Source organism: Paracoccus sp. M683 (assembly GCF_007096355.1).
Lineage (GTDB): Bacteria > Pseudomonadota > Alphaproteobacteria > Rhodobacterales > Rhodobacteraceae > Paracoccus.
This window is the reverse complement of sequence record NZ_VKDF01000001.1, coordinates 55834-78803: the sequence shown is the minus strand read 5'-3', so window position 1 is coordinate 78803 and position 22970 is coordinate 55834. Positions and strand designations below refer to the sequence as shown.

Below are 22970 nucleotides of genomic sequence, written 5' to 3'. Positions count from 1 at the left end.
CATCGCTGTGGCGGATGAACCGCGCGCGGCCGCCCTGCCGGTCGAGATGCAGGTGACGCCGGCCAGCGGGGTCTTGCCGGATGCCCCGGTCATCGACCAGTTCGGCAAGACGATGCGCTTTCGCGAGGCCGTGGGCGATGGCGCCTATGTCCTCAGCTTCACTTATACGCGCTGCACCGAGATTTGCGGCATGGCCGACCTTTATCTTAGCGACATCGCCGAGCGGCGGGCGGCGCTGCCGGCGCCGGTCCGGCTGGTCACACTGACGCTGGACCCGGCGCGCGACCGGCCCGCCGACCTGCTGGAACGCCACCAGATCTTTGACAGCCCCGATAACTGGCTGCGGCTGACTGGCGATCCTGCGGATATCATGCCGCTGCTGACCCGGTTGGGGGTCTGGGACGGCACACCGCTGGAAGATCACAAGCTTTACGTTATCGTTGGCCATGCCGGGCGTCAGCAGATGGCCCGGCTGGAGGCCAGCCCCCTGCTGCCCGATCAGATCTATGATCTGGCGGTCAGGCTGATGCAATAGACCGGACCGATGCGGGTTCGCAGCATTCTGTTCGCCTTGCTTCTGCTGCCCTCGGCCGGATCGGCGCAGCAGGCCCCTGATGCGCTGATCGCACGGGGCAAGGCGTTGTATCAGGGCGAGGGGGATACCGGCCTGTCGGTCATGCTGGGCGCGCGGGCGGTTCCGGCGGGTGGCATTTCCTGCGCCGGGTGCCATGGTGCCGATGCAGGTGGCGGGGCCGAGGTTCAGGCCGGCCCGCCGATCGACTGGCAGACCCTGTCCGGGACGCGCGGCTATACTGTTCAGGCGCTGGCCACGGCGCTGATCGCGGGTCAGCGACCGGATGGCAGCCCGCTTGGCCGCGCCATGCCGCGCTTTGCCCTTGCTGCGGATGGGGATGCGGCCGCGCTTGCGGTCTATTTGCAGGCGGTGCCGGGGCTGCAACGCCAGGGGGTTGCAGCCGATGCGATCACCTTCAGGTTCACGCCAGCCACCCCCAGGGCAGAGAGTTTCCGGCAATCATTCGAGGACGAGATCGCCCGGCTGGCCCCCAATGGCATCTTTGGCCGGCAGATCCGCCTGACCACGGATCCCCGGCAACCCGCCATCGCCAGCCTTGGCGAAATCCAGCCGGGCAAGGCCGGCGCGGACATGCCGGATCTGTTCCCTCTGGCGACGCTGCTGGGGGACGAGGATCCCATGCAGATACGCGGTGGCTTTGCGCCGCTTTCGGCCCAGATCGCCGCTGCGATCGCCCAGGCCGAGGCGCTGCAAGTCCTGTCGGTCCCGCCGATCGCCGATCGTCTGCGGCCCTTGCTGGCGACCTACCCGGGGCTTGGCTTTGTTCAGGACGCCGAAACAGTCGATCCTGACCAGCCGATCTTTGTCATTGGGGCCGATATGCTGGGGCAGGTTCTGGTCACGGCGCCGGCTTCGCCCATCTTTGCGACCATCGACGATCTGGCCCTGATCGCACCGCCGCCAAGGGGCTGTGTCGCCGCAACCGATCCGCGCCCGGCCGATACGACGGGGGCGGGGGCGGGGGCGGGGGCAACGCTGGCGCGCTATGGCCGGGTTGCAGCCGAGGTGCTGGTCCAGGCGGTTCGCAATTGCGGACCTGATTGCACCCAAGGAAGGCTGATGGCCGGGTTTGATGCGGTGCAGTTGACCGATCCCGGCTGGCCGGCGCTTGACTACGGCCGGCACCGTCTGACTGGCAGTGTCGAGGCGATTGTCTGGCAGGTTTGCGGCGGACGGGCCCGACCCGCCGATCCACCGGCCGGCCGCGGCGGCTAGCCGGCCGCCTGCGGCATTTCATGCGCCCAGGGCGGATTGGCCCCATGGCGCGAGACGGTGATCGCGGCGGCCTGCGCGCCAAGGGCCAGCGCTTGGGTCAGGTGCTGTGCTGTCAGCGATTCCAGCGCATCGACCGCCAGTATCCCCTGCTGGGACAGGCTGGCCAGAACGCCCGCGTTGAAGGTGTCGCCCGCGCCGATCGTATCGGCGACTTGGGTGCGGACCGAGGGGGCAAAGACCGTCTCGCCCGCCCAATGCGCCCGTGATCCGACCGAACCGCCGGTTTGCAGCACGACCTTTGGGCCAAGCGCCAGCACGGCGCGGGCGGCGTCTTCATGCGACTGGCCGGGATGCAGCCATTCAAGGTCGTCGCCCGACAGTTTGACGATATCGGCCATGGGCAGCATTCGCGCCAGCCGGGCGCGATAGGCGGCCTCGTCCTGGATAAAGAAGGGGCGGATATTGGGGTCCAGCATCACCGGCAACCGCCCGCTTTCGCGCGCAACCAGCGATTCCACAGCCGCGCCGCAGGGGTCGGGCACCAGGCTGATGCCACCCGCGAACAGCGCCGTCACCTCGCGCGGAAGGGGCGGCACCTCTTCGGGGCGCAGCATTCGGCCGGCCGAGCCCTCGTCATAAAAGGAATAGCGCGCCTCGCCCCCCGTCAGGGTGACGAATGCCAGCGTGGTCAGCCGGTCGGTGCGCGGGCACAGGTCGATATTCACCGCCGCCTCGACCAGCGGGCGCAGCAATTGTTCGCCAAAGGGATCGCGCGAGATCGGCCAGAAATAGGCCGTGGGGATGCCCAATCGCCCAAGCGCAACGGTGGTGTTGTAAACCGCACCGCCCGATAGTGGCCGGTAATGCCCATCCTCGGGCACCATGTCGATCAGCGATTCGCCCGTGCACAGGATCATGATGCCCTCTTCCCGTTGATTCAGGGGTATGTTAGCGCCGGACAGATTTGAGAAACAGCCCTGATGGGCCGGGTTCGCGGCGTTCAGGCGGAAAATCGAAGGCTCCGCCCTCAGGCCCGGCCCGGATAGGCCGCACAAGCGGCTTGGGCCAGCGCTAATAGCCCTGGATGATGTAATCGCCGTTGCGGTCGACCTGCACCGGGCTGCCAATCCCGCCCGAGGGGTCGAACTGCACATAGCCACCCTCATTCGCGGCCCAGATCAGCGCCATGATCGCCAGCGCGGCCGCGATCACCGCTGCCGCGATCTTCCACGCCGAATAGGGGCGTTCGCCCTGCACCCGCCCCGACTGTCCATTGACGATGAAGCGATAGCTTTTGCCGTTGTATTTATAGGCGGCTGTCCAGACGGGCAGCAGGATATGCTTGAACGTCTCGCCCGAGAAATCGCTGCGGATCTGTTCGATGCGCTGCTCATCCCCGCCAATGTCGCGGCGGGCATCCATCATGATCACGCCGGCCATTTCCTGCCGTGCGATGCCGTGACCGTCCGATAGCGGGATGGTGTAACGCTCGGCCTCGAAACCGGCCAGGTATTCGGGGCGATACTCGACCAGATGCGACAGATCCCAGGGCGTCAGCCCGTCGGTAAAGCGGCGCGGCAGGGATGACGAGGCCAGGACCAGCACATCGTTGAAATCGCGCGCCACCTGACCGGCGCTGCGGCGCCAGCGGATGCGGCGGACCTGCTGGGGCACTTGCTGGCTGCGGCCGTTCACCTGCTGGGTGACATAGACGGTTTCATAATAGTAATCACCGCGCTGGCCGGAATATTCCGACCGGGTGCGGGCATCAAAGGTCCAGAAGGGCGAGTAAACACCGGTCATTTTGCGCCCCCGCCTTGCATAGGCCAGCAAACCCGAGGGCGCGAACCACAGACTGCCCATCCAGTCCTCCAGCGCGGACCGGGCCTGCGCCTCGTCCAGCACAAAGGGCAGCACGCCCTGCGGCTTCAACTGGCGGGTGGTGCCGGTATCGGTGACGACGGGCGTGGCGCAAAAGGGGCAGTCGGTGGCGTGGCTGTCGCCGTCGATCTCGATCTTGGCGCCGCAATTGGGGCAGGACAGGGTGCGGATTTCCTGCACGAAGGCGCTGTCCTGATCCAGTCGCAGGCCCTTGTCCAAGGGGATCTCGACCAGCCCCGGCGACTTGTGCTGCGCATCCCATTGCAGCGCGCGTCCCGTCGAAGGGTCACGCAGGATCGCCGCCTCGCCATCCGCGCCGCCCTGCTTCTGGCGCGCGGGCGCGCGGGACTGGCCAGCGCCGATACGCTGCGAATGGCCGCAATAGTCGCAGACCAGCATTTCTTGCCCCGGCTGAAAGCGCAGGCTGGCCCCGCAGTTTTCGCAGGGATAGCGGTATTCGGATTGCGGCGTGGGCATTGTGGGGGGCTGCTACGACTGCGGCGGGGTGGGCGGGACCGGCAGGGGCGGCGGCATATTGGTGAACAGCTGCGCCAGTTCGGCCACGTCATCGGCGGGTTTCCAGCCATCCTGTCCCGGCGTCCAGACCAGCGTTTCGCGGGTAAAGCCGCCCTCGGCGGCCAACCGTCCCAGATGGCCGCGCCCATAGGGCCCCTGCGCGGCACCGTCTACGGCAATGTGCCAGACGGTTTCGGATTGGCGGGGCGGCATTGGCGGGGGCGTCGCGCCCGCGGCCTGCGCCGGACGTGCGCCCCACGGCCCCATTCCCGCACCCATTCCCGCACCCATCGCCATGCCCATGCCAGCCCCAAGGCCCGCGCCCAGGCCGGCACCGGCGCCGCCGGGATTGGTGCTGGCATTCAGCATCGCCTCGCCGGCTGCATATTGGCTGAAACGGTCCAGATCGCCGATGATTCCCATGCTGGTGCGCTTGTCCAGCATCTTTTCGACCTCATCCGGCAGGCTGATATTCTCGATATAAAACTCGGGGATGGTCAGGCCATAGGCGGCGACGGTGGGGGCGATGGCCTTGGCCACCATCTTGCCCAGCTGTTCAGTATTGGCCGCCATGTCCAGCACCGGAATGCCCGAGCCGGCGATCATGCGCGAAAATTCCTGCACGATGATGTTGCGCAGCTGAAAGCTGATCTCGTCGCTGGTGAATTCGCCATCGGTGCCGACGATCTCGGCCATGAATTTGGCCGGATCGCTGACCCGCATGGAATAGGTGCCGAAGGCCCGCAACCGGACCGGGCCGAATTCAGGGTCACGGGCGATGATCGGGTTCTTGGTGCCCCATTTCTGGCCGTTGAACCGGGTCGTGTTGATGAAATAGATTTCCGATTTGAACGGCGATTTGAAGCCGTGATCCCAATGTTGCAGCGTCGTCAGGATCGGCAGGTTGTTGGTTTCCAGCAGGTAAAGGCCGGGACCGAACACATCGGCCAGCTGCCCCTCATGCACGAAAACGGCTGCCTGGCCCTCGCGCACGGTCAGCTTGGCGCCGTATTTGATCGCATGCCCGCGTCGTTCGAACCGCCAGACCATCGTGTCGCGGGTGTCGTCGGTCCATTCGATGACGTCGATGAATTCGCCGGAAAGGAAATCGAGAATGCCCATGGGTGGCTCCGCTTGTAACATGTCGCAGGTCGAACCGCTGATTGGTCCGAAGGTTCCCCGTCAGCCTGTGCCGTCAGCTTGCGCAGGCGGGGGGCAGGATCCAGTCCTGTATCTTCTCACTTCCGATGAAGTCGGCATAAATGGCAATGACCTGGCCTTGATCGTCGAACAGGCGCGCAACCGGATAGGCGCCATCGCCCCAGCCCGTCGCCACGGCGGGAAAACGGGTGCCATCGGGCAGCGACAACAGCCGATAAAAGACCTGATCGCCCATCTGATCAGGATCGGCAAAGAAATTGTCGTAAAGGTTCAGGTCCCGGCGGCCATAGTCCTCGGCCATGGCGCTGATGGCATTGGCCGTCTGTTCGGACAGGAAGGCACCGGTGCCGCTGGCGACCAGCATGGTGCCGCCTTCCTCGCCACAGGCAGGCTTCATGTCGGAAAAGATCAGGGCTGCAAGGGCGACCGCGCCCTCGTCCGGTTCCAGCAACACCACGAACTCGGCCTGCCTCTGCGGGACCGGCATGAAGGGCAGGTTGTAGTCGGCATCATAGGTCAGCGGATCAGCACCGATGATCCGCGGCCCCTCGGGGGTGAAACTGCCGACCGAAACGACCTTTCGCGGCTCGCCCCCGATGTCCAGAAACCAGTCGACCACAGGACCGGCCCAGCTTGCCACCGGCAGGCAAAGCAACGCCAGGGTCGCGGCGGCGAGGACAGAGCGCGGCGCAAGGCGGGTCATTGGACCAGTTCACGCGCGATCTGGCGCACGATGGGGGTGGCCTCGGCCTCGGACATGCCGGGGCGCAGGCGCGGGTCATAAAGGATCCGCAGCAGCAATTCGTCATGCAGGGTCAGCAGGGCAAATTCCTCGTCATCATTGAAGATCGAGGGCCGCGCACCGGGGCTGTCATTGGCCAGGCCCATACCCTGCGCCAGCTCTTCATGGATGCAGGAACTGCGCAGCCGTGGCGGCAATTCGGCGCGGATCAGCGCGACGGCGTTCACATAGCTGGAACCGGCGCCGCGCGAATAGGCAAAGACAGTGCAGAAATTGCCGGGATCGAGGTCGCGCAGCGCGGCGATGTCGGCGGGGGGGATGCCGGGGATGATGCGGGACAGATGGTCACCGATGTCCCGGCGCTCATCCTCGGTCAGGATCAGCACGGCGAAATTGCCGCCATCGCCCACAAGTCCGGCATCATGCCCCGAGACGCGCGCCAGACGCGAGACGAAGGCCGCGATCTCTGCCCGGTCGCGGCGTTGGGTGGCAATGTCGCTGGCGGCGCCCCAGGCGATCTGCATGGCGACGGGGGCTTGCCAGCGGCGCAGTGGCGCCTTGTGATGATCGGCGATCAGGCGCTGGCCGTCGCGGCCATATTCATCGCGCAGCGCGATCTGGACGAAGTTCCGTGCAAGGTCGTCGGCGGTAAAGGGCGCATCGGCCGGCGCGCGGTCGGTCCGCAGCTTGCCACGGGCCAGCAGCCCGGCCTCGGTCGTGGCCAGATAGCGGCGCAGATTGTCGCCAGCGGCGCTGTCGCCTTGCTGTGCCGCCGCATTGGTGGCGCGGGCGCGGTCCGCGCGTGCCTGCCTGATCCGGGCTTGCCGCATCGAGGCCAGTTCCTCGGCCGTGGGCGCTGTGGCCTCGTCTGAGATGGTGGGATCGGGGTCGGCGGGTGGCGGATCGCCGGCATCCGAACAGGCGGTAAGCAGCAGCCCCGCCAGCAGCAGGGCGCCGAGCCTCAGGGCCGGAAGGGGCTGGGGTCTGGACAGAAGGGCAGTCATCCCGGTCCTCAGGTCGTGGATTGGCCGGCAGGGAGGCCGCCCGAGGACGGGCGGGCGGCGGCCAGCGTATCGCGCAGCTCTGTCTCCATCTTTTGCAGATCGTCCTCGGCGGCGGCGCGGCGGGCGCGGCCCTCGTCGGCGATGCGCAAGGAATCCTCGATCGTTGCGATCAGCTCGGCATTGGCGGTCCGCACGGATTCGATGTCAAAGACGCCGCGTTCCATTTCGGTGCGGATCTGGGCATTGGCCTGGCGCAGGTTCTGGGCGTTGCGGGTCAACAGCTCGTTCGTCAGATCGGTGGCGTCCCTGACCGCGCCCGCGGCCTCGGCGCTGCGCTGGATGGTGACGGCCTGCGCCAGTTGGGTTTCCCAAAGCGGCACGGTATTGACCAGCGTGGAATTGATCTTGGTGACCAGCGACTTGTCGTTTTCCTGCACCAGGCGGATCGAGGGCAGGGATTGCATCGTCACCTGACGGGTCAGCTTCAGATCATGGGTGCGCCGTTCCAGATCGTCGCGCAGGCTGCGCAGATCGCGCAATTCCTGCGCCTGCATCACCTCGTCGCTGCCACCCGCAGACGCCAGCGCGGCCTGTTTGGCGGGAATGTCGGTTTCATCCAGCTCGCGCAGCTTTTCCTGACCTGCCGCGATGTAAAGAGCCAGTTCGTCATAAAAGGCCAGCGTGCGTTCATAGAGGACATCCAGCGACTTGATGTCGACCAGCAGCCGCTGTTCGTGGTTTTCCAGATCCGCGGTGATCTTGTCGATCTGCGTCTGCACCTGTTCGTAATTGGCGACAAAACGCGAGAAAGGCGCGGCACGGCCCATCAGCTTTTCCCACCAGCTGCGATCACGGCGCATGTCCAGTTCATTGACCGAAAAGCCGCGAATGGTGGTGACGATGTTGCGCAGGCTTTCGCCGGCCGGGCCGACATCCTTGTTCTTAACATCGGCCAGCATCTTCTGGCTGATTTCCTGCAAGCCCGCCTGGGCGCGACTGCCGAAATTCACGACCGAGCCGGTATCGCCGATATTGATCTCGCTCATGCGTTTGCGAATTTCCTCGGCCAGCGGGGCGGGGGCGTCGGTCAGTGGGACGATCTGTTCGGCGGGCTCGGGCAGCACCACGGCGGTCAGCTCTTCGATGTCGCTTGTCGCGGCTTCGGCGCGCTTCTTGCTGTCGTTGCTCATCGGCCGGTCCTTTTGCTGTTTCGGCGGTCGCAGCGCAGCATAGGGGGAATTCCCGCCGGTTCAACAAGAAGGCGGATCAAAAGGAAGCGGGGGCTGACTGCCCCGTTGCCGGCCGGTTCTTGAACCGGTGGCGAACAGGCCAGCAACCCCCGTGTGTATTTAGGCACGGCTGATGGATCAGGCGGCCTTCTGCTGCTGTCCGAAGCGGCCATAGAAGGACTGGCCCTTATCCGCCATCTCGCGCAGCAGTTTCGGTGCCGTGAAGCGCGCGCCCTGTTTGGCGGTCAGCTTGTCACAGATTTCCACCGCGCGGGCAGCGCCCAGCATGTCGAGCCAGCTGAACGGGCCGCCCGACCAGGGCGCGAAGCCCCAGCCCAGGATGGCGCCCACGTCGCCTTCACGGATGTCCTCCAGCACGCCTTCTTCAAGGGCGCGGACGGCTTCCAGCGATTGGGCGAACATCAGGCGGTGCTGGACTTCGGTGACATCGGGCTGCTCGCCGGCTTGCGGCCAGTTTTGCGCCACGCCCGGCCAGAAATCGCCGCGCTTGCCCTTGTCGTCATAGTCATAGAAGCCCGCGTTCGACTTGCGGCCCAAGCGGCCCGCGTCATAAAGCTTGAAGATCACGTCATCGACCGCGCCATCGGGATAGGCGTCGCCCATCGCGGCCTTGGTCGCCTTGGCGATCTTCACGCCCAGGTCGATCGAGGTTTCATCGACCAGTTGCAGCGGGCCAAGCGGCATGCCCATCAGCTTGGCGGCGTTTTCGATCAGCGTGGGGCTGACGCCTTCGCCGACCATGCGGATGCCTTCGTTGATGTAAGGGATGATGCAGCGATTGGCATAGAAGAAGCGGGCGTCGTTCACCACGATCGGGGTTTTCTTGATCTGGCGGACGAAATCCAGCGCCTTGGCGACGGCGACGGGGCCGGTCTGTTTGCCCTTGATGATCTCGACCAGCAGCATCTTGTCGACGGGGCTGAAGAAGTGGATGCCGATGAACTGCTGGGGGCGCGACGAGGCCTTGGCCAGATCGCTGATCGGCAGGGTCGAGGTATTGGTGGCGAAGATCGCGTCAGCCGGGATGACGGCCTCTGCTTTCTTCGTGACCTCGGCCTTGACGGCGGGGTCCTCGAACACGGCCTCAACGATCAGATCGCAGCCTTGCAGCGCGGCGTAATCGGTGGTGGCGGTGATGAGGGCCAGCACTTCGGCCTTCTTGTCCTCGGTCGATTTCTTGCGGCTGATGGCCTTGTCCAGCAGCGCTTCCGAGTAAGCCTTGCCCTTGTCGGCCGAGGCCTGTTGCGCGTCGATCAGCACGACCTGAATGCCGGCCATCGCGCTGACATAGGCGATGCCTGCGCCCATCATGCCTGCACCAAGGATGCCGACCTTCTTCACTGTCTGGTCCGGCGCCTCGGGGCGGTTCGCGCCTTTTTCCAGCGCTTCCTTGTTGATGAACAGGCTGCGGATCATGGCGGTGCTGCTGGGGTTCATCAGCACATTGGTGAACCAGCGCGCCTCGATCTTCAGCGCCTGATCAAAGGGCACCATCGCACCTTCATAGACCGCCGAAAGCAGCGCCTTGGCTGCCGGATAGACGCCCATGGTCTTGCCATGGACCATGGCATTGGCGCCCACGAAGGTCATGAAACCGGCGGGGTGATAGGGTTCGCCGCCCGGCATCTTGTAGCCCTTGGCGTCCCACGGCTTGACGATATCGGCATCGGTCGCTTGCAGCACCCATTCGCGGGCGGCTGCGACGGGATCGGCAACGACCTCGTCGATCAGACCGGCCGATTTTGCCTTGGCGGGGTCGGAAAGCTTGCCCTCCAGCAGGAAGGGGGCGGCGACCATGGCGCCCATCTTGCGGACCAGACGGGTGGTGCCGCCAGCGCCGGGGAAGATGCCGACCATGATTTCCGGCAGGCCGATCTTGGCCTTGGGATTATCGGCCGCAAAGATGCGGTGCGTCGACAGCGGCAGTTCCAGCCCGATGCCAAGCGCGGTGCCGGGCAGGGCGGCGGCGATGGGCTTGCCGCCTTTCAGGGTCTTGGGGTCCATGCCGGCGCGTTCAATCTTGCGCAAGACCCCATGCAGGCCCATCACCAGATCGAACACGGCCTGCGCACCGCCTGACTCGCGCATCGAGCCGATGACATTCAGGTCCATGCCGGCGGCGAAATCCTTCTTGCCGCTGGTGATGACGATGCCCTTTACGGCCTCATCAGCCAGCGAGTCATCGACCAGCCGGTCCAATTCGCGGATACCGGCCTCGGACAGCACATTCATCGACTTGCCCGGCACGTCCCAGGTGATGATGGCGACGCCGTCGGCGTCTTTCTTCATGGTGAAATCGGTCATTGATCCATCCTCCCCTTACACACGCTCGATGATGGTGGCCGCGCCCATGCCCGACGCGATGCAGAGGGTCGCCAGACCCACATTCTTGTCCTGCCGCTCAAGCTCGTCCAGCAGGGTGCCGATGATGATCGCGCCGGTGGCGCCAAGCGGGTGGCCAAGCGCGATCGACCCGCCATTGACGTTGACCAGCGAAGGATCGACCTGGAAGGCCTGCATGAAGCGCAGCACGACCGAGGCAAAGGCCTCGTTCACCTCGAACAGGTCGATGTCGCTGATCGACATGCCGCTGTCGCGGAGGATCTTTTCGGTCACGGGCACCGGGCCGGTCAGCATGATCGTGGGATCGGTGCCGATCTTGGCGGTGGCGCGGATGCGGGCGCGGGGCTTCAACCCGTAAGCCTTGCCGAATTCGGCGTTGCCGATCAGCACGGCACCGGCGCCGTCCACGATGCCAGAGGAATTGCCCGCGTGGTGGATGTGGTTGATATGGTCGAGATGCGGGTATTTCAGCATCGCCACCTTGTCAAAGCCGGGCATCACCTCGCCCATATCCTTGAAGCTGGCCTTCAGCTTGCCAAGGTCGTCAACCGTGGTGCCGGGGCGCATGTATTCGTCATGGTCCAGAATGACCAAGCCGTTCTGGTCGATCACCGGAACGATGGATTTGGCGAAACGATTATCGGCCCAGGCTGCGGCGGCGCGGTTCTGGCTTTCAACGGCCAGCTTGTCGGCGTCTTCGCGGGTGAAGCCGTATTCGGTGGCGATGATATCGGCCGAAATACCCTGCGGCACGAAATAGGTTTTCATCGCGAGGGACGGATCAACGGCAATCGCTGCACCATCGCTGCCCATGGCCACGCGGCCCATCATTTCAACGCCACCGGCGATATAGGCCTGACCGGCCCCGCCCTTGACCTGGTTGGCGGCCAGGTTCACGGCCTCCATGCCAGAGGCGCAGAAGCGGTTGATGGCGAGGCCGGGGATCGACTCGTCCAGATCGGATGCCAGCACAGCGCTGCGGGCAAGGCAGCCGCCCTGTTCCTTGACCTGGGTGACATTGCCCCAGATGACGTCCTCGACGGCATGGCCTTCCAGGTTGTTGCGGTCCTTGACCGCGTTCAGCAGACGCGCGGACAAAGCCAGCGAAGTCACCTCGTGCAGGCTGCCATCCGGGCGGCCCTTGCCGCGCGGCGTGCGAACGGCGTCATAGATATAGGCTTCAGTCATCGGTCCTCCTTTACGCCCGGTCGGACGGGTTGCCGGGCATCAGATCGTAAGGGTGTTTCCAGCCGGGCAAGGCGCTGATCGCGTCCAGCCAGCGATTGATATGGGGCCATTCGGCACGGTCGAAACCGAAGGGCTCGGGGTAATACAGGTAACCGCAGCAGGCGAAATCGGCGATGGTGGGGGCGGCACCCGCCACCCATTCGCTGCGCGAGAGGTGGTCGTTCAGGATCGTATAGGTGGCCTTCAAGCGGCCCTGCTGAAAGGCGATGACCTTGGCGGGCCGCTTGGCCTCGGGCAGGAAGTTCATCAGGAAGCGGGTGGACCCGGCGACGCCCGACAGCTTGTGATTGTCGAACATCAGCCAGCGCAGGGCTTCGTTGCGATCCGCGCCCAGAAACTTGCCGGTCTTTTCAGCGATGTGAAGCTGGATCACGGCGGATTGGGTCAGGGTCAGATCGCCCTCGCGAAAGACCGGGACCTCGCCCATTTCATTCACGGCGCGAAAGGCCGGGCTGCGCGCCTCGCCCGCAAAGAAATCGACATAGACCGGCGCCCAGTCATAGCCCGCCAACTGCATCGTCAGCGCCGCCTTATAGGCATTGCCACTTTCGCCAAAGCACCAGAGTTGCGCTGTCATGTGCGTTTCCTCCCAGACAGGGGGGGGGGGGGGGGGGGGGGGGGGGNGCGGGGGCTTGCGCAGCCCCCGCACCCCCGCGGGATATTTCCATGAAGAAGAAAGGCATCGGTTAACCCATCCGCAACCTTTCTTCCGTAACGTCAATCTTGCGGTACAGGCTGGGAAGCCGATGACCGCTGAAGGAGAAAGCCCCGGTTCGCGCCATTGATGCCGATGGCCGTGCGCGGCCGGGGCCGGCCCTTCTTCTTCACTTAAATATCCCCGCCGGAGGCATCCTGCCTTGCCGCCGGGGATGACGGATCAGAACTGATCTTCGGCCAGCGTCATGACCGGTTCGGCGCCCGAGTTGATGCGCGCCAGATGGGTGGCCGTCATCGGCAGCTGCCGCTTCATGTAATAACGGCCGGTCGCCAGCTTGGTGTTCAGGAACCCGGCATCGCCCTCGCCCGCCGCCAGCATGGCATCTGCGGCCACGGCCATCCGCGCCCACATGAAGCCCAGTGCGGTATGCCCGAAAAGATGCATGAAATCATAGCTGCCGGCCAACGCCGCATTCGGGGTTTTCATGCCGTTCTGCATGAAGAACATGCCGGCGGCCTGAAGGTCTTTGGACGCGGCTTTCAGCGGCTCGATGAAATCGGCGGCCAGATTCTCGTTGCCGCCATGTTCCTTGCAGAAGCTTTTCACCATGTCAAAGAAGGACATGACCGGCTTGCCGCCATCGGCAGCCAGCTTGCGGCCCACCAGGTCCAGCGCCTGCACGCCGTTTGCACCTTCGTAGATCATGGTGATCCGGGCGTCGCGGACGAACTGGCTCATGCCATGTTCCTCGATATAGCCATGCCCGCCAAAGACCTGCTGGGCCAGCACCGCGCTGTCAAACCCCTTGTCGGTCAGGAAGCCTTTGATCACCGGCGTGAGCAGCGAGATCATTCCCTCGGCCTCGGCATCGCCGGTATGGGCGCGGTCGATCATGTGGGCGCCCCAGAAGGTCAGCATCCGCGCGCCTTCCAGGAAGCTTTTCTGATCCATCAGGCTGCGGCGGATGTCAGGATGCACGATCAGCGGATCGGCCGGGCCGTTGGGGTTTTCGGTGCCCGTCACGGCGCGGCCCTGAAGCCGGTCCTTGGCATAGGCCACGGCGTTCTGATAGGCGGCGACGGCCACGGCATAGCCTTGCAGGCCGACGCCCAGACGGGCCTCGTTCATCATCGTGAACATGGCGCGCATACCCTTGTGCAGGTCGCCCAGCAGCCAGCCCCGCGCCCCGTCATAGTTCATCACGCAGGTCGAATTGCCGTGGATGCCCATCTTGTGTTCGATATTGCCGACCGAAACCTTGTTGCGCTCGCCCAGGCTGCCATCCTCGTTCACCATGAATTTCGGGACGATGAACAGCGAAATGCCCTTGGTGCCTTCGCCGCCGCCCGGTGCCTTGGCCAGCACCAGATGGATGACGTTCTGCGACATGTCGTGATCGCCGGCCGAGATAAAGATCTTCTGACCCGAGATCAGATAGCTGCCGTCGCCCTGCGGTTCGGCCTTTGTGCGCAGCAGGCCCAGATCGGTGCCCGAATGCGGCTCGGTCAGATTCATGGTGCCGGTCCATTCGCAGCTGACCATCTTTGGCAGATAGGTCTGCTTCTGCTCGTCGGTGCCATGGGCATGGATGGCGGAATAGGCGCCATGGGTCAGGCCCTGATACATGTTGAACGCCATGTTGGCCGAGACGAACATCTCGCCTGTGGCCACGCCCAGCAGGTAGGGCATGCCCTGGCCGCCATATTCGGGGTCGCAGTCAAGCGCGGTCCAGCCGCCTTCCTTCATCTGCTCGAACGCCGCGCCAAAGCCGTCGGGGGTGCGTACCACCCCGTTTTCCAGCTTGCACCCCTGCTGGTCGCCGGACAGGTTCAGCGGTGCCAGAACCTCCTCTGACAGCTTGCCTGCGGCTTCCAGGACCGCTTCGGTGAATTCGCGGTCCAGTTCGTCATGTCCGGGCAACCCCGATTGCGAGACGTTCAGGACGTCGTGAAGGATGAACTGCATGTCACGGGTGGGCGCATTATAGATGGGCATGGGCTATCCTGTTTGCTGTGTATTGCCGGTGGCGCGGGCGAGGCGCGCTTCCGAATCGTCTATCGTTGTCTTCAGATCGGCGATGGCATCGCGAAGCTCGGCATATTGCCGTTCCATGTCGGTCAGCCTTTCCCGCGCGACCTTGATCGTGGCTGCGATCTGGGTCTGGTTGTGCTGGCCGGGTTCATACAGTTCCAGCAATTGCCGGATCTGTTCCAGGCTGAAGCCGAAGCGCTTGCCACGCAGGATCAGCGTCAGGCGGGCGCGGTCGCGTCGGTCATACAGCCGATGCTGGCCACGGCGTTCCGGGAAGATCAGCTCCCGCGCCTCATAAAAGCGCAGGGTGCGCGGCGTGACGTCATAGGCGTCGCACATCTGGCGGATCGTCATCAACTGTTCTGACATGTCTTGCGGCCTTTCACGGGCTGCGGCTCCTCTGGGACGGATATAGCCCAAAGTTTACGTTCGCGTAAGCGTAACGCCACGTCACGACCTTGCCCGAGCCGCAGTCCTTTTCACCGGGGCGGGTCGATCAGTCCGGTTTCTTCAGGCTTGCGGCTGTTTCGTCGCGCAGCGCTTGCAGGTCGATCTTGGCCGTTTCCAGTTCACCGATCTGCCGGTCCAACTGCGACAGCTGGTCATCGGCCTTTTGCAGCCAGACCTGAAGCTGCTCGCGCGTGCCCTGCTTGCCATAGATGTCCAGCCATTGCCGAATCTCTTCCAGCGAAAATCCGAACCGCCGGCCGCGCAGGATCAGGGTCATGCGCGCGATCTCTCGCGGGCCATAAAAACGGGCGCGGCCAACCTTCTTGGGGCTGAGCAACTCGATATACTCGTAGTAACGCAAGGTTCGTGGCGTCACGTCAAAGCGCGCGCACATCTCCTTGAAACTCAGCAGTGGCTCATCCGACATTCAGGCCCTCCGAACGCAATGCTTCCCGAGGGTAGAAAGTTTCCCACAACATCACAACCGTTCCGTTGAAGCTGACGGTTCCGGTCAGGCGGGGGCTTGTCGCGGCACCGCAGGGCCGGGTAAGCCGATGGGACGGGCAGCGGATGGAACATGCGATGACGGAATACGAACAAAAATCAGAGCGCGCGCAGCAGGCCCAGCAATTCATGCAGGCACTGCCTTATGCGCGGGCGCTGGATATGCGCGTCGATGATATTGGCAACGGCTCGGCCACGATCTCGATGCCCTGGGCCGATCATCTGGTTGGCGATCCCCATACCGGGGTGATCCATGGCGGGGTGGTTTCCGCGCTGATGGACACCTGCTGCGGGGCGGCGGTGCTGGGCCATCCGGCGGTGAAATCGGCGACGGCGACGCTGGATCTGCGCATCGACTATATGCGCGCCGCCAAGCCGGGCCAAAGGCTGCGCGCACGGGCCGAATGCTATCACCTGACGCGCTCGGTCGCCTTTGTGCGGGCGGTGACGACGGATGAGGATAGCGATAACCCGGTCGCCACCGCCACCGGGGCCTTCACCATCGAGGTGCCCACCAATGGCTGAGCGCAATGAACCACTGGCCCAGATCAAGACCCGCCGCAATTCCGCGCTTCAGGCGCTGGTTGCCGGGGTGCCCTTCATCGGCTGGCTGGGCATCAGTTTTGACCGGCGCGGCAATGAACTGACGGCCGTTCTGCCCTTCGATGACAAGCTGATCGGCAATCCGCTGCTGCCGGCGCTGCATGGCGGGGCGACGGCGGCCTTTCTGGAAATCACGGCCATTATCGAGCTGTCCTGGACCTCGTCATGGGCCGATCTTGAAGCGGGCCGTCTTGCACCCGATCCGGCGGATCCCCGCAGCATGCCGCGCCTGCCCAAGACGGTGGATTTCACCGTCGATTACCTGCGATCCGGTTTGCCTCGTGATGCCTATGCACGGGCGCGGGTCGTCCGCGCGGGCCGGCGCTATTCCAGCGTGCAGGTCGAGGCATGGCAGGATGATCGCAGCCGTCCCTTTGCGCAGGCAACCGGCCATTTCGTGATGCCGCAGGATGGCTGAGGCAAAGCCCGGCGGCAAGGTCGACAGCGCACCGTTGACCAATCGCCGGGTGATGACGATCGCGCTGCCCATCGTTCTGTCGAACGCGACCGTGCCACTGCTGGGGCTGGTCGATACCGGGGTGATAGGCCAGCTGGGGCAGGCGGCCCCGATCGGGGCTGTCGGCATCGGTGCGGTCATCCTGACCTCGATCTATTGGGTTTTCGGCTTTCTGCGGATGGGCACCTCGGGGCTGGTGGCGCAAAGCCACGGCGCAGGCGACGAGGCCGAGGTCGGCGCCCATCTGCTGCGCGCACTGGCCATTGCCGGGGCTGCCGGGCTGTTCTTCATCCTGTTCCAGTTGCCGCTGTTCTGGGGGGCTTTCCAGCTGGCCCCGGCCACGCCGGAGGTCGAGGCGATGGCCCGCGACTACCTGACGATTCGCATCTGGGGGGCGCCTGCGACCATCGCGCTTTACGCCATCACCGGCTGGCTGATCGCGATCGAGCGGACGCGGGCGGTGCTGGCCTTGCAGCTGGTGCAAAACGGGCTGAATGTCGTGCTGGATGTCTGGTTCGTCCTCGGGTTGGGTTTTGGTGTGGCAGGGGTGGCCTGGGCCACGCTGATCGCCGAATGGGCCGGGGTGGCGCTGGGGCTGTGGCTGGCCCGCCATGCGGTGCGCGCAGCCATCGCCAAGGCGCGCAACGCCGCGACACTGTTCGCCCGTGACAAGGTCAACCGGCTGGCACGGGTCAATGGCGACATCATGATTCGCTCGGTCATTCTGCAAGCCAGCATCACCAGCTTCATGTTCATGGCGGCGGGTCAGGGCGATGTGACGCTGGCGGCCAATCAGGTGCTGCTGCAATTTCTGTCGATCACCGCATATGCCCTGGACGGCTTTGCCTTCGCGGCCGAAAGCCTTGTCGGTCAGGCCGTAGGCGCGCGCCGGCCCGACCGCCTGCGCCGCGCCGCCATCCTGACCTCGAAATGGGGCGTCGGCGGGGCCGCGGTGCTGGGGGCGGTATTCCTGCTGGCCGGCCCCGCGATCATCGACCTGCTGACCACCTCGCCCGCCGTCCGGGCCGAGGCGCGGATCTATCTGCCCTGGCTTGCGATCGCGCCCCTCGTCGGTATCGCCAGCTGGATGTTCGACGGCATCTTCATCGGCGCCACCCTGACGCGCGAGATGCGCATCGCCATGATCCAGTCGGTCGCCGTCTATGTCGTGGCCCTGCTGATTCTGCCGCCTCTGCTGGGCAATCATGGCCTCTGGGCGGCGCTGATGGTGCTGAACACCATGCGCGGGCTGACCATGGCGCGGCTTTATCCCCGCGCCGAAATCGCCGCGGCCTGATCCATCAGCCGTGTCCAAATATCCTGGGGGGTGAGGAGCGCCGGGAAAAGGCCCGCAGGGCCTTTTCAGCGACGAGGGGGGCAACGCCCCCCTGACCTGTCAGGCAGGACGGGGCGCAGCCGCTCAGCGTGCCTCGTCGATGACCTGGCGCTTGGCCTCGATCATCATCGCATCCATCTTGGCGCGGATGGTCGCGGCATCCGCCTTGCCTTCCAGATCGCCGGCCAGCTTGCGGAACACGTCATCATCGCCCGGTTCCTCGAAATCCGAGGTCACGACCGTCATCGCATAGCTGCGCGCGGCATCGCCGGTCTTGCCCAGCAGGTCTGCCGCCCACTCGCCCAGCAGGCGGTTGCGCCGTGCCTCGGCCTTGAAGCGCAGTTCCGCGTCATGGGCGAATTTCGTCTCATATGAACGTTCGCGGTCGTCAAAGGTGGTCATTGGGGCCTCCTTGTTGGAATTTGGCACCTGATATGCCCATTGCCGCGCGATGCCGCAAGCCTTATTGCCCCGGACCCCGGCTATGGCCTATAGCGCGAAGATAGGGCGACACGCGAAAGGACAGGCACGCAATGGCACCGCGGCGCAAGAAAATCTACGAAGGCAAGGCCAAGATCCTGTACGAAGGCACCGAGCCGGGCACCTTGATCCAGTATTTCAAAGATGACGCCACCGCCTTTAACGCCCAGAAAAAGGCGACGATTGAAGGCAAGGGCGTGCTGAACAACCGCCTCAGCGAGTTCTTCATGCAGGGCCTGACCAATATCGGCGTGCCCAACCACTTCATCCGCCGCATCAACATGCGCGAACAGCTGATCCGCCAGGTCGAGATCATCCCGCTGGAAGTGATCGTGCGCAATTTCGCCGCCGGCTCGCTGTCGAAGCGCCTGGGGCTGGAGGAAGGCACCGCCTTGCCGCGTCCGATCGTCGAATACAGCTTCAAGAATGACGAACTGGGCGATCCGATGGTCAGCGAGGAATATATCGTCGCCTTCGGCTGGGCCGGCCAGCAGGATCTGGACGATATCGTGTCGTTGGCGCTGCGGGTGAATGACTTCCTGTCGGGTGTGTTCTTCGGCGTTGGCATCAAGCTGATCGACTTCAAGATCGAGATCGGCCGCATCTGGGATGGCGATTTCATGCGCCTGATCGTCGCGGATGAGATCAGCCCCGACAGCTGCCGCCTTTGGGACGTGAAAACCGGGCAAAAGCTGGACAAGGACGTGTTCCGCCGCGATCTGGGCAATCTGACCGACGCCTATACCGAGGTCGCCCGCCGTCTGGGGCTGATGCCCGCCAATACCACCAGCCTGTCGAAGCCGACTCTGATCAACTAAAAGGACCGCCGCCAATGAAAGCCCGTGTCACCATCATGCTGAAAGACGGCGTTCTTGATCCGCAGGGCGAGGCGATCCGCCACGCGCTTGCGGGGCTGGGCCACAAGGGCGTCAGCGGCGTCCGGCAGGGCAAGGTGGTCGAACTGGACCTGACCGGCGGCGACCCCGCCGCCGCCGAGGCCGAGGTCATCCGCATGTGCGAGGGGCTGCTGGCCAATACCGTGATCGAGAAATACAGCGTCGAGATCATCTAAGCCCGGTCGCATCGGTCATATTGCCTGCTGACAGCGACGCAGCGTCGGCAATGTGACCGTTGCAATTGGCCAAATAATATCGCCCTATACCCGGACGATGCAGACAAACACGCCCTCAGATTCCGCCCCGGTCATTGAAATCCGGGATCTCCACAAGGCCTATGGCAATCTGGAGGTGCTGAAGGGCGTTTCGCTGACCGCGCCGCGTGGTCATGTGCTGTGCCTGATCGGCTCATCCGGGTCGGGGAAATCCACGCTGCTGCGGTGTTGCAACCTGCTGGAAAACAGCCAGCAGGGCGAGATTCTGTTCGCGGGCGAGTCGGTGCGCTGGAAGGGGCAGGGGTTGCATCGCCACCCCGCCGACCGGGCGCAGGTGACGCGGTTTCGCACCAACCTGTCGATGGTGTTCCAGCAGTTCAACCTGTGGTCCCACATGACCATCCTGCAAAACGTGATGGAGGCGCCGGTCACCGTGCTGGGCGAGAACCCGGCCGAGGTCGAGGCCCGCGCCCGCGCCCTGCTGGACAAGGTGGGCATCGGCGACAAGGCCGACAGCTGGCCCGCGCAATTGTCAGGCGGCCAGCAACAGCGCGCCGCCATTGCCCGCGCGCTGTGCATGCAGCCCACGGCGCTGCTTTTCGATGAACCGACCAGCGCGCTGGACCCGGAATTGCAGCAAGAGGTGGTCAAGGTCATCAAGGATCTGGCCGCCGAACACCGCACCATGATCATCGTCACCCATGACATGCGCCTTGCCGCCGATGTCGCTGACCATGTCGTGTTCCTGCATCAGGGCCTGATCTGCGAGGAAGGCCCGCCCGCGCAACTGTTTGGCGCACCCAGGACCGATCGGCTGCGCCAATTCCTCAGCGCCACCATGGCGACTTGAAAACAACGACCAACAGGAGAGTGAAAAACATGAAAAAACTGATGCTTGCCGCCGCTGCGCTGGCTTTGACCTCGGGCATGGCCCTGTCGCAGGATGTCGTGCGCATGGGCACCGAAGGGGCTTATCCTCCGTATAACTTCGTCAATGACAGCACCGGCGAGGTCGACGGATTCGAGCGTGAGTTGGGTGATGAGCTGTGCAAGCGCGCCGAGTTGAACTGCACCTGGGTCAAGAATGACTGGGATTCGATCATCCCGAACCTGGTCTCGGCCAACTATGACACGATCATGGCCGGCATGAACATCAACGAGGAACGCAAGCAGGTCATCCAGTTTACCCAGCCATATACCCCGGCCATGCCCTCGGCCTATGCCGCGCTGGCTGCCGATGCCGATATCGAGGGCGGTGTGGTTTCCGCGCAGACCAGCACCATCCAGGCCGGCCATGTCGCCGAATCGGGCGCGACCCTGCTGGAATTTGCGACCCCCGACGAAACCGTCGCCGCCGTCCGCAATGGCGAGGCTGACGCGGTCTTTGCCGACAAGGACTATCTGGCGCCGTTGGTCGAGCAGTCGAATGGCGAGTTGGTCTGGGTCGACGGCCATGACACCGTGCCCCTGGGCGAGGGCATCGGCATGGGCCTGCGCCAGTCCGACGCAGAGCTGAAGGACAAGTTCGATGCCGCCATCACCGCGATGAAGGATGATGGCAGCCTGAACGAGCTGATCAAGAAATGGTTCGGCGAAGACGCCATGCTGTTCGAATGATCTGACACTAGCGCCGCTGCCGGTCCTGACCGGCGGCGGCAGCCAGCGGGTTTTCCCCCATGTTCGCCTCTTGCTCGGATCCGTCTGCCCTTGAAGGGTTTGCCTGGCTGATGTGTTATCTCACATCGGGCACGCATTTGCTGTTCTATGCCAGCTTCGGAACCGTGCTTTTATTGCTGGCGATCACCGCGCCGATCGCGCTGTTGTTCGGCTTTGGCGGGGCGATGGCCTCGCGTTCGCGCATTGCGCCGCTGCGCTGGCTCGGCAAGACCTATACGGCGATGGTGCGGGGCGTGCCCGACATCATCTTTTTCCTGTTCGTGCCCATCGCGCTGGATCAGGGGCTGGAATGGCTGCGCCACCAGGCGCTGTGCGACAGCAGCCAGCCGGTCTGGCAGGGCAATGATTTCGTGGTCTGCGCGGCGGCAAAGCTGCCCTTGTCGACCAGCCCGGAATGGGTGCATCAGACCTATGGTTTCGCAACCGCCGTCGTGGCCTTCGCTGTGGTCTTTGGCGCCTTTGCCGCGAACGTGCTTTACGGAGCCATGCAGGCGGTGCCGCGCGCGCAGCTGGAAACGGCCGAGGCCTATGGCATGTCGCCCCGTCAGGTGACGCGCCGCGTGCTGATCCCGCAAATGTGGAGCTATGCAATCCCCGGCCTGTCGAATCTGTGGATGATCCTGATCAAGGCAACGCCGCTGCTGTTCCTGCTGGGGGTCGAGGATATCGTCTATTGGGCGCGTGAGCTGGGCGGGACCAAGACCAATGCCTTTACCTATCCGCATCCCGACTGGCGGCTGTATTACTTTCTGGCGATCCTGGTCTTTTACCTGCTGATGACCTGGGGTTCCGAAAAGATCATCGGCCGGCTGACCGGTCGACTGTCGCGCGGGCAGGCCACCTTGGCGGGCGAGGCGATGCGCAAGACGGGTGGCGCATGAGCTGCGCACAGACCTTTTCCGACTATGCGCTGCGGTCAATCGGCTTTGGCGAACGGCTGCTGCCGCGCAGCGATTTCGACCTGTGCCAGCAATTCGTGCTGATCGGTTCTGGCCTGATCTGGAACGTGTATTTCGGCATTCTGGCGCTGTTCATCGGGTTTTTTATCGCCAATGCCGTGGCTTTGGCCAAGGCCAGCGCGAACCCCTGGCTGCGCAAGCCGGCAAACGGGTTCATCTTCCTGTTCCGCGGCAGCCCGCTGTTCATCCAGTTCTTCCTGGCCTACGAGGCGCTGGTCCTGCTGCCCCGCGCGGGGATCGAGATCTTCGGCATGACCGTCGCGACCAGCTGGCTGACGAAAGCCTGGGCCGGGGCGCTGATCGTGCTGATCCTGAACACCGCCGCATATTCGGCCCAGATCTTCCACGGCGCGCTGCAATCGGTGCCAAAGGGCGATCTGGAGGCCGCCGATGCCTATGGCATGACCGGCTGGAAGCGTTTTCGTCGTATCGTCTGGCCGACCATGTTGCGGCTGGCCTGGCCTGCCTATACGAACGAGGCGATCTTTCTGTTTCACGCCACCACGCTGGTGTTCTTTTCCAGCTTTCCGGCGTTTCAACAGCGCGGTGACAGCCTGTATTATGCCAGCTATTTCGCCGACAAGACATTTAACCCCTTCGTCGCCTACCCCATCGTCGCAGGTTACTTCATCCTGCTGACCTTGTTGCTGATTTCCGTATTCGGCATAGTGAATCGGCGCCTGAACCGGCATCTGCCCGGCGCGGTGACAGGGCGCATGAAATATCGACCGCAACTGATCAGGTGACAT

Annotated in this window: 24 protein-coding genes; 11 read left to right on the top strand and 13 right to left on the bottom strand. The window is 64.1% G+C overall.

Annotation, left to right across the window (positions count from 1 at the left end; translation table 11 throughout):
* Positions 1 to 7 precede the first annotated feature (7 nt).
* Together FNJ84_RS00385 and FNJ84_RS00380 are read left to right on the top strand one after the other, a co-directional pair.
* The gene (locus FNJ84_RS00385; protein ID WP_185968374.1) at positions 8 to 535 is read left to right on the top strand and encodes an SCO family protein; all 528 of its coding nucleotides are present in this window, start codon (positions 8 to 10) and stop codon (positions 533 to 535) included.
* 9 nt (positions 536 to 544) lie between these two features.
* On the top strand, positions 545 to 1810 hold the full coding sequence (locus FNJ84_RS00380; protein ID WP_143790939.1) for a c-type cytochrome: 1266 nt from the start codon (positions 545 to 547) through the stop codon (positions 1808 to 1810).
* Here FNJ84_RS00380 and FNJ84_RS00375 read toward each other — a convergent pair.
* The 12 genes from FNJ84_RS00375 to FNJ84_RS00320 all read right to left on the bottom strand — a co-directional run bounded on the left by FNJ84_RS00375 (position 1807) and on the right by FNJ84_RS00320 (position 15521).
* A complete protein-coding gene (locus FNJ84_RS00375; RefSeq protein ID WP_143790938.1) occupies positions 1807 to 2727 on the bottom strand; it encodes a carbohydrate kinase in 921 nt (306 codons plus the stop codon). The genes FNJ84_RS00380 and FNJ84_RS00375 overlap by 4 nt on opposite strands.
* A gap of 154 nt (positions 2728 to 2881) precedes the next feature.
* Positions 2882 to 4168: a zinc ribbon domain-containing protein gene (locus tag FNJ84_RS00370; protein ID WP_255470988.1), complete on the bottom strand. Its 1287-nt coding sequence runs from the start codon at positions 4166 to 4168 to the stop codon at positions 2882 to 2884.
* Between the two features lie 12 nt (positions 4169 to 4180).
* Entirely contained in the window at positions 4181 to 5329 is a 1149-nt protein-coding gene (locus FNJ84_RS00365) for an SPFH domain-containing protein (RefSeq protein WP_143790937.1), read from the bottom strand.
* Positions 5330 to 5402: 73 nt separating this feature from the next.
* Positions 5403 to 6071, bottom strand: coding sequence for a DUF4241 domain-containing protein (locus FNJ84_RS00360; RefSeq protein ID WP_143790936.1), 669 nt, complete (start codon positions 6069 to 6071; stop codon positions 5403 to 5405).
* Positions 6068 to 7114: a DUF2927 domain-containing protein gene (locus tag FNJ84_RS00355; protein ID WP_143790935.1), complete on the bottom strand. Its 1047-nt coding sequence runs from the start codon at positions 7112 to 7114 to the stop codon at positions 6068 to 6070. Before FNJ84_RS00355 ends, FNJ84_RS00360 begins: the two co-directional genes overlap by 4 nt.
* A gap of 8 nt (positions 7115 to 7122) precedes the next feature.
* Entirely contained in the window at positions 7123 to 8304 is a 1182-nt protein-coding gene (locus FNJ84_RS00350; protein ID WP_143790934.1) for a toxic anion resistance protein, read from the bottom strand.
* 177 nt (positions 8305 to 8481) lie between these two features.
* Positions 8482 to 10668 (bottom strand): 3-hydroxyacyl-CoA dehydrogenase NAD-binding domain-containing protein, encoded by a 2187-nt coding sequence (locus tag FNJ84_RS00345; protein ID WP_143790933.1) that lies wholly within the window; start codon positions 10666 to 10668, stop codon positions 8482 to 8484.
* Between the two features lie 15 nt (positions 10669 to 10683).
* On the bottom strand, positions 10684 to 11895 hold the full coding sequence (locus FNJ84_RS00340) for an acetyl-CoA C-acetyltransferase (protein ID WP_143790932.1): 1212 nt from the start codon (positions 11893 to 11895) through the stop codon (positions 10684 to 10686).
* A gap of 10 nt (positions 11896 to 11905) precedes the next feature.
* Positions 11906 to 12532, bottom strand: coding sequence for a glutathione S-transferase family protein (locus FNJ84_RS00335; RefSeq protein WP_143790931.1), 627 nt, complete (start codon positions 12530 to 12532; stop codon positions 11906 to 11908).
* A gap of 300 nt (positions 12533 to 12832) precedes the next feature.
* Positions 12833 to 14608 carry an acyl-CoA dehydrogenase C-terminal domain-containing protein gene (locus FNJ84_RS00330; protein ID WP_143790930.1) on the bottom strand — a complete coding sequence of 592 codons (1776 nt, stop codon included), beginning with the start codon at positions 14606 to 14608 and terminating at the stop codon, positions 12833 to 12835.
* A gap of 3 nt (positions 14609 to 14611) precedes the next feature.
* Positions 14612 to 15013 (bottom strand): MerR family DNA-binding transcriptional regulator, encoded by a 402-nt coding sequence (locus FNJ84_RS00325; protein ID WP_143790929.1) that lies wholly within the window; start codon positions 15011 to 15013, stop codon positions 14612 to 14614.
* Between the two features lie 127 nt (positions 15014 to 15140).
* Positions 15141 to 15521, bottom strand: coding sequence for a MerR family DNA-binding transcriptional regulator (locus FNJ84_RS00320; RefSeq protein ID WP_143790928.1), 381 nt, complete (start codon positions 15519 to 15521; stop codon positions 15141 to 15143).
* A 155-nt stretch (positions 15522 to 15676) separates the two neighbouring features.
* Between FNJ84_RS00320 and FNJ84_RS00315 the strand changes: the two genes are divergently transcribed.
* Genes FNJ84_RS00315 through FNJ84_RS00305 form a run of 3 tightly spaced genes read left to right on the top strand, consistent with a single transcriptional unit; the run spans position 15677 to position 17955 of the window.
* Positions 15677 to 16123, top strand: a complete 447-nt coding sequence (locus FNJ84_RS00315; RefSeq protein WP_143791455.1) for a PaaI family thioesterase — start codon at positions 15677 to 15679, stop codon at positions 16121 to 16123.
* Positions 16116 to 16619: a PaaI family thioesterase gene (locus FNJ84_RS00310; RefSeq protein WP_143790927.1), complete on the top strand. Its 504-nt coding sequence runs from the start codon at positions 16116 to 16118 to the stop codon at positions 16617 to 16619. Before FNJ84_RS00315 ends, FNJ84_RS00310 begins: the two co-directional genes overlap by 8 nt.
* Positions 16612 to 17955, top strand: coding sequence for an MATE family efflux transporter (locus FNJ84_RS00305; RefSeq protein ID WP_143790926.1), 1344 nt, complete (start codon positions 16612 to 16614; stop codon positions 17953 to 17955). Before FNJ84_RS00310 ends, FNJ84_RS00305 begins: the two co-directional genes overlap by 8 nt.
* A gap of 123 nt (positions 17956 to 18078) precedes the next feature.
* Here the strand turns inward: FNJ84_RS00305 and FNJ84_RS00300 are convergent, their stop codons facing one another.
* Entirely contained in the window at positions 18079 to 18396 is a 318-nt protein-coding gene (locus FNJ84_RS00300) for a DUF1476 domain-containing protein (RefSeq protein ID WP_143790925.1), read from the bottom strand.
* 131 nt (positions 18397 to 18527) lie between these two features.
* Here FNJ84_RS00300 and purC point away from each other — a divergent pair, with 131 nt between their 5' ends.
* From purC to FNJ84_RS00270, 6 genes are all read left to right on the top strand, one after another.
* Positions 18528 to 19292 (top strand): phosphoribosylaminoimidazolesuccinocarboxamide synthase, encoded by a 765-nt coding sequence (purC, locus tag FNJ84_RS00295; protein WP_143790924.1) that lies wholly within the window; start codon positions 18528 to 18530, stop codon positions 19290 to 19292.
* A 14-nt stretch (positions 19293 to 19306) separates the two neighbouring features.
* Positions 19307 to 19546 (top strand): phosphoribosylformylglycinamidine synthase subunit PurS, encoded by a 240-nt coding sequence (gene purS / locus FNJ84_RS00290; RefSeq protein ID WP_143790923.1) that lies wholly within the window; start codon positions 19307 to 19309, stop codon positions 19544 to 19546.
* Between the two features lie 97 nt (positions 19547 to 19643).
* Positions 19644 to 20435: an ABC transporter ATP-binding protein gene (locus FNJ84_RS00285; RefSeq protein ID WP_143790922.1), complete on the top strand. Its 792-nt coding sequence runs from the start codon at positions 19644 to 19646 to the stop codon at positions 20433 to 20435.
* A 29-nt stretch (positions 20436 to 20464) separates the two neighbouring features.
* On the top strand, positions 20465 to 21202 hold the full coding sequence (locus FNJ84_RS00280; RefSeq protein WP_143790921.1) for a transporter substrate-binding domain-containing protein: 738 nt from the start codon (positions 20465 to 20467) through the stop codon (positions 21200 to 21202).
* 59 nt (positions 21203 to 21261) lie between these two features.
* Entirely contained in the window at positions 21262 to 22143 is an 882-nt protein-coding gene (locus tag FNJ84_RS00275; protein ID WP_143790920.1) for an ABC transporter permease, read from the top strand.
* Positions 22140 to 22967: an ABC transporter permease gene (locus FNJ84_RS00270; RefSeq protein WP_143790919.1), complete on the top strand. Its 828-nt coding sequence runs from the start codon at positions 22140 to 22142 to the stop codon at positions 22965 to 22967. The genes FNJ84_RS00275 and FNJ84_RS00270 overlap by 4 nt, the downstream gene beginning before the upstream one ends.
* Positions 22968 to 22970 lie beyond the last annotated feature (3 nt).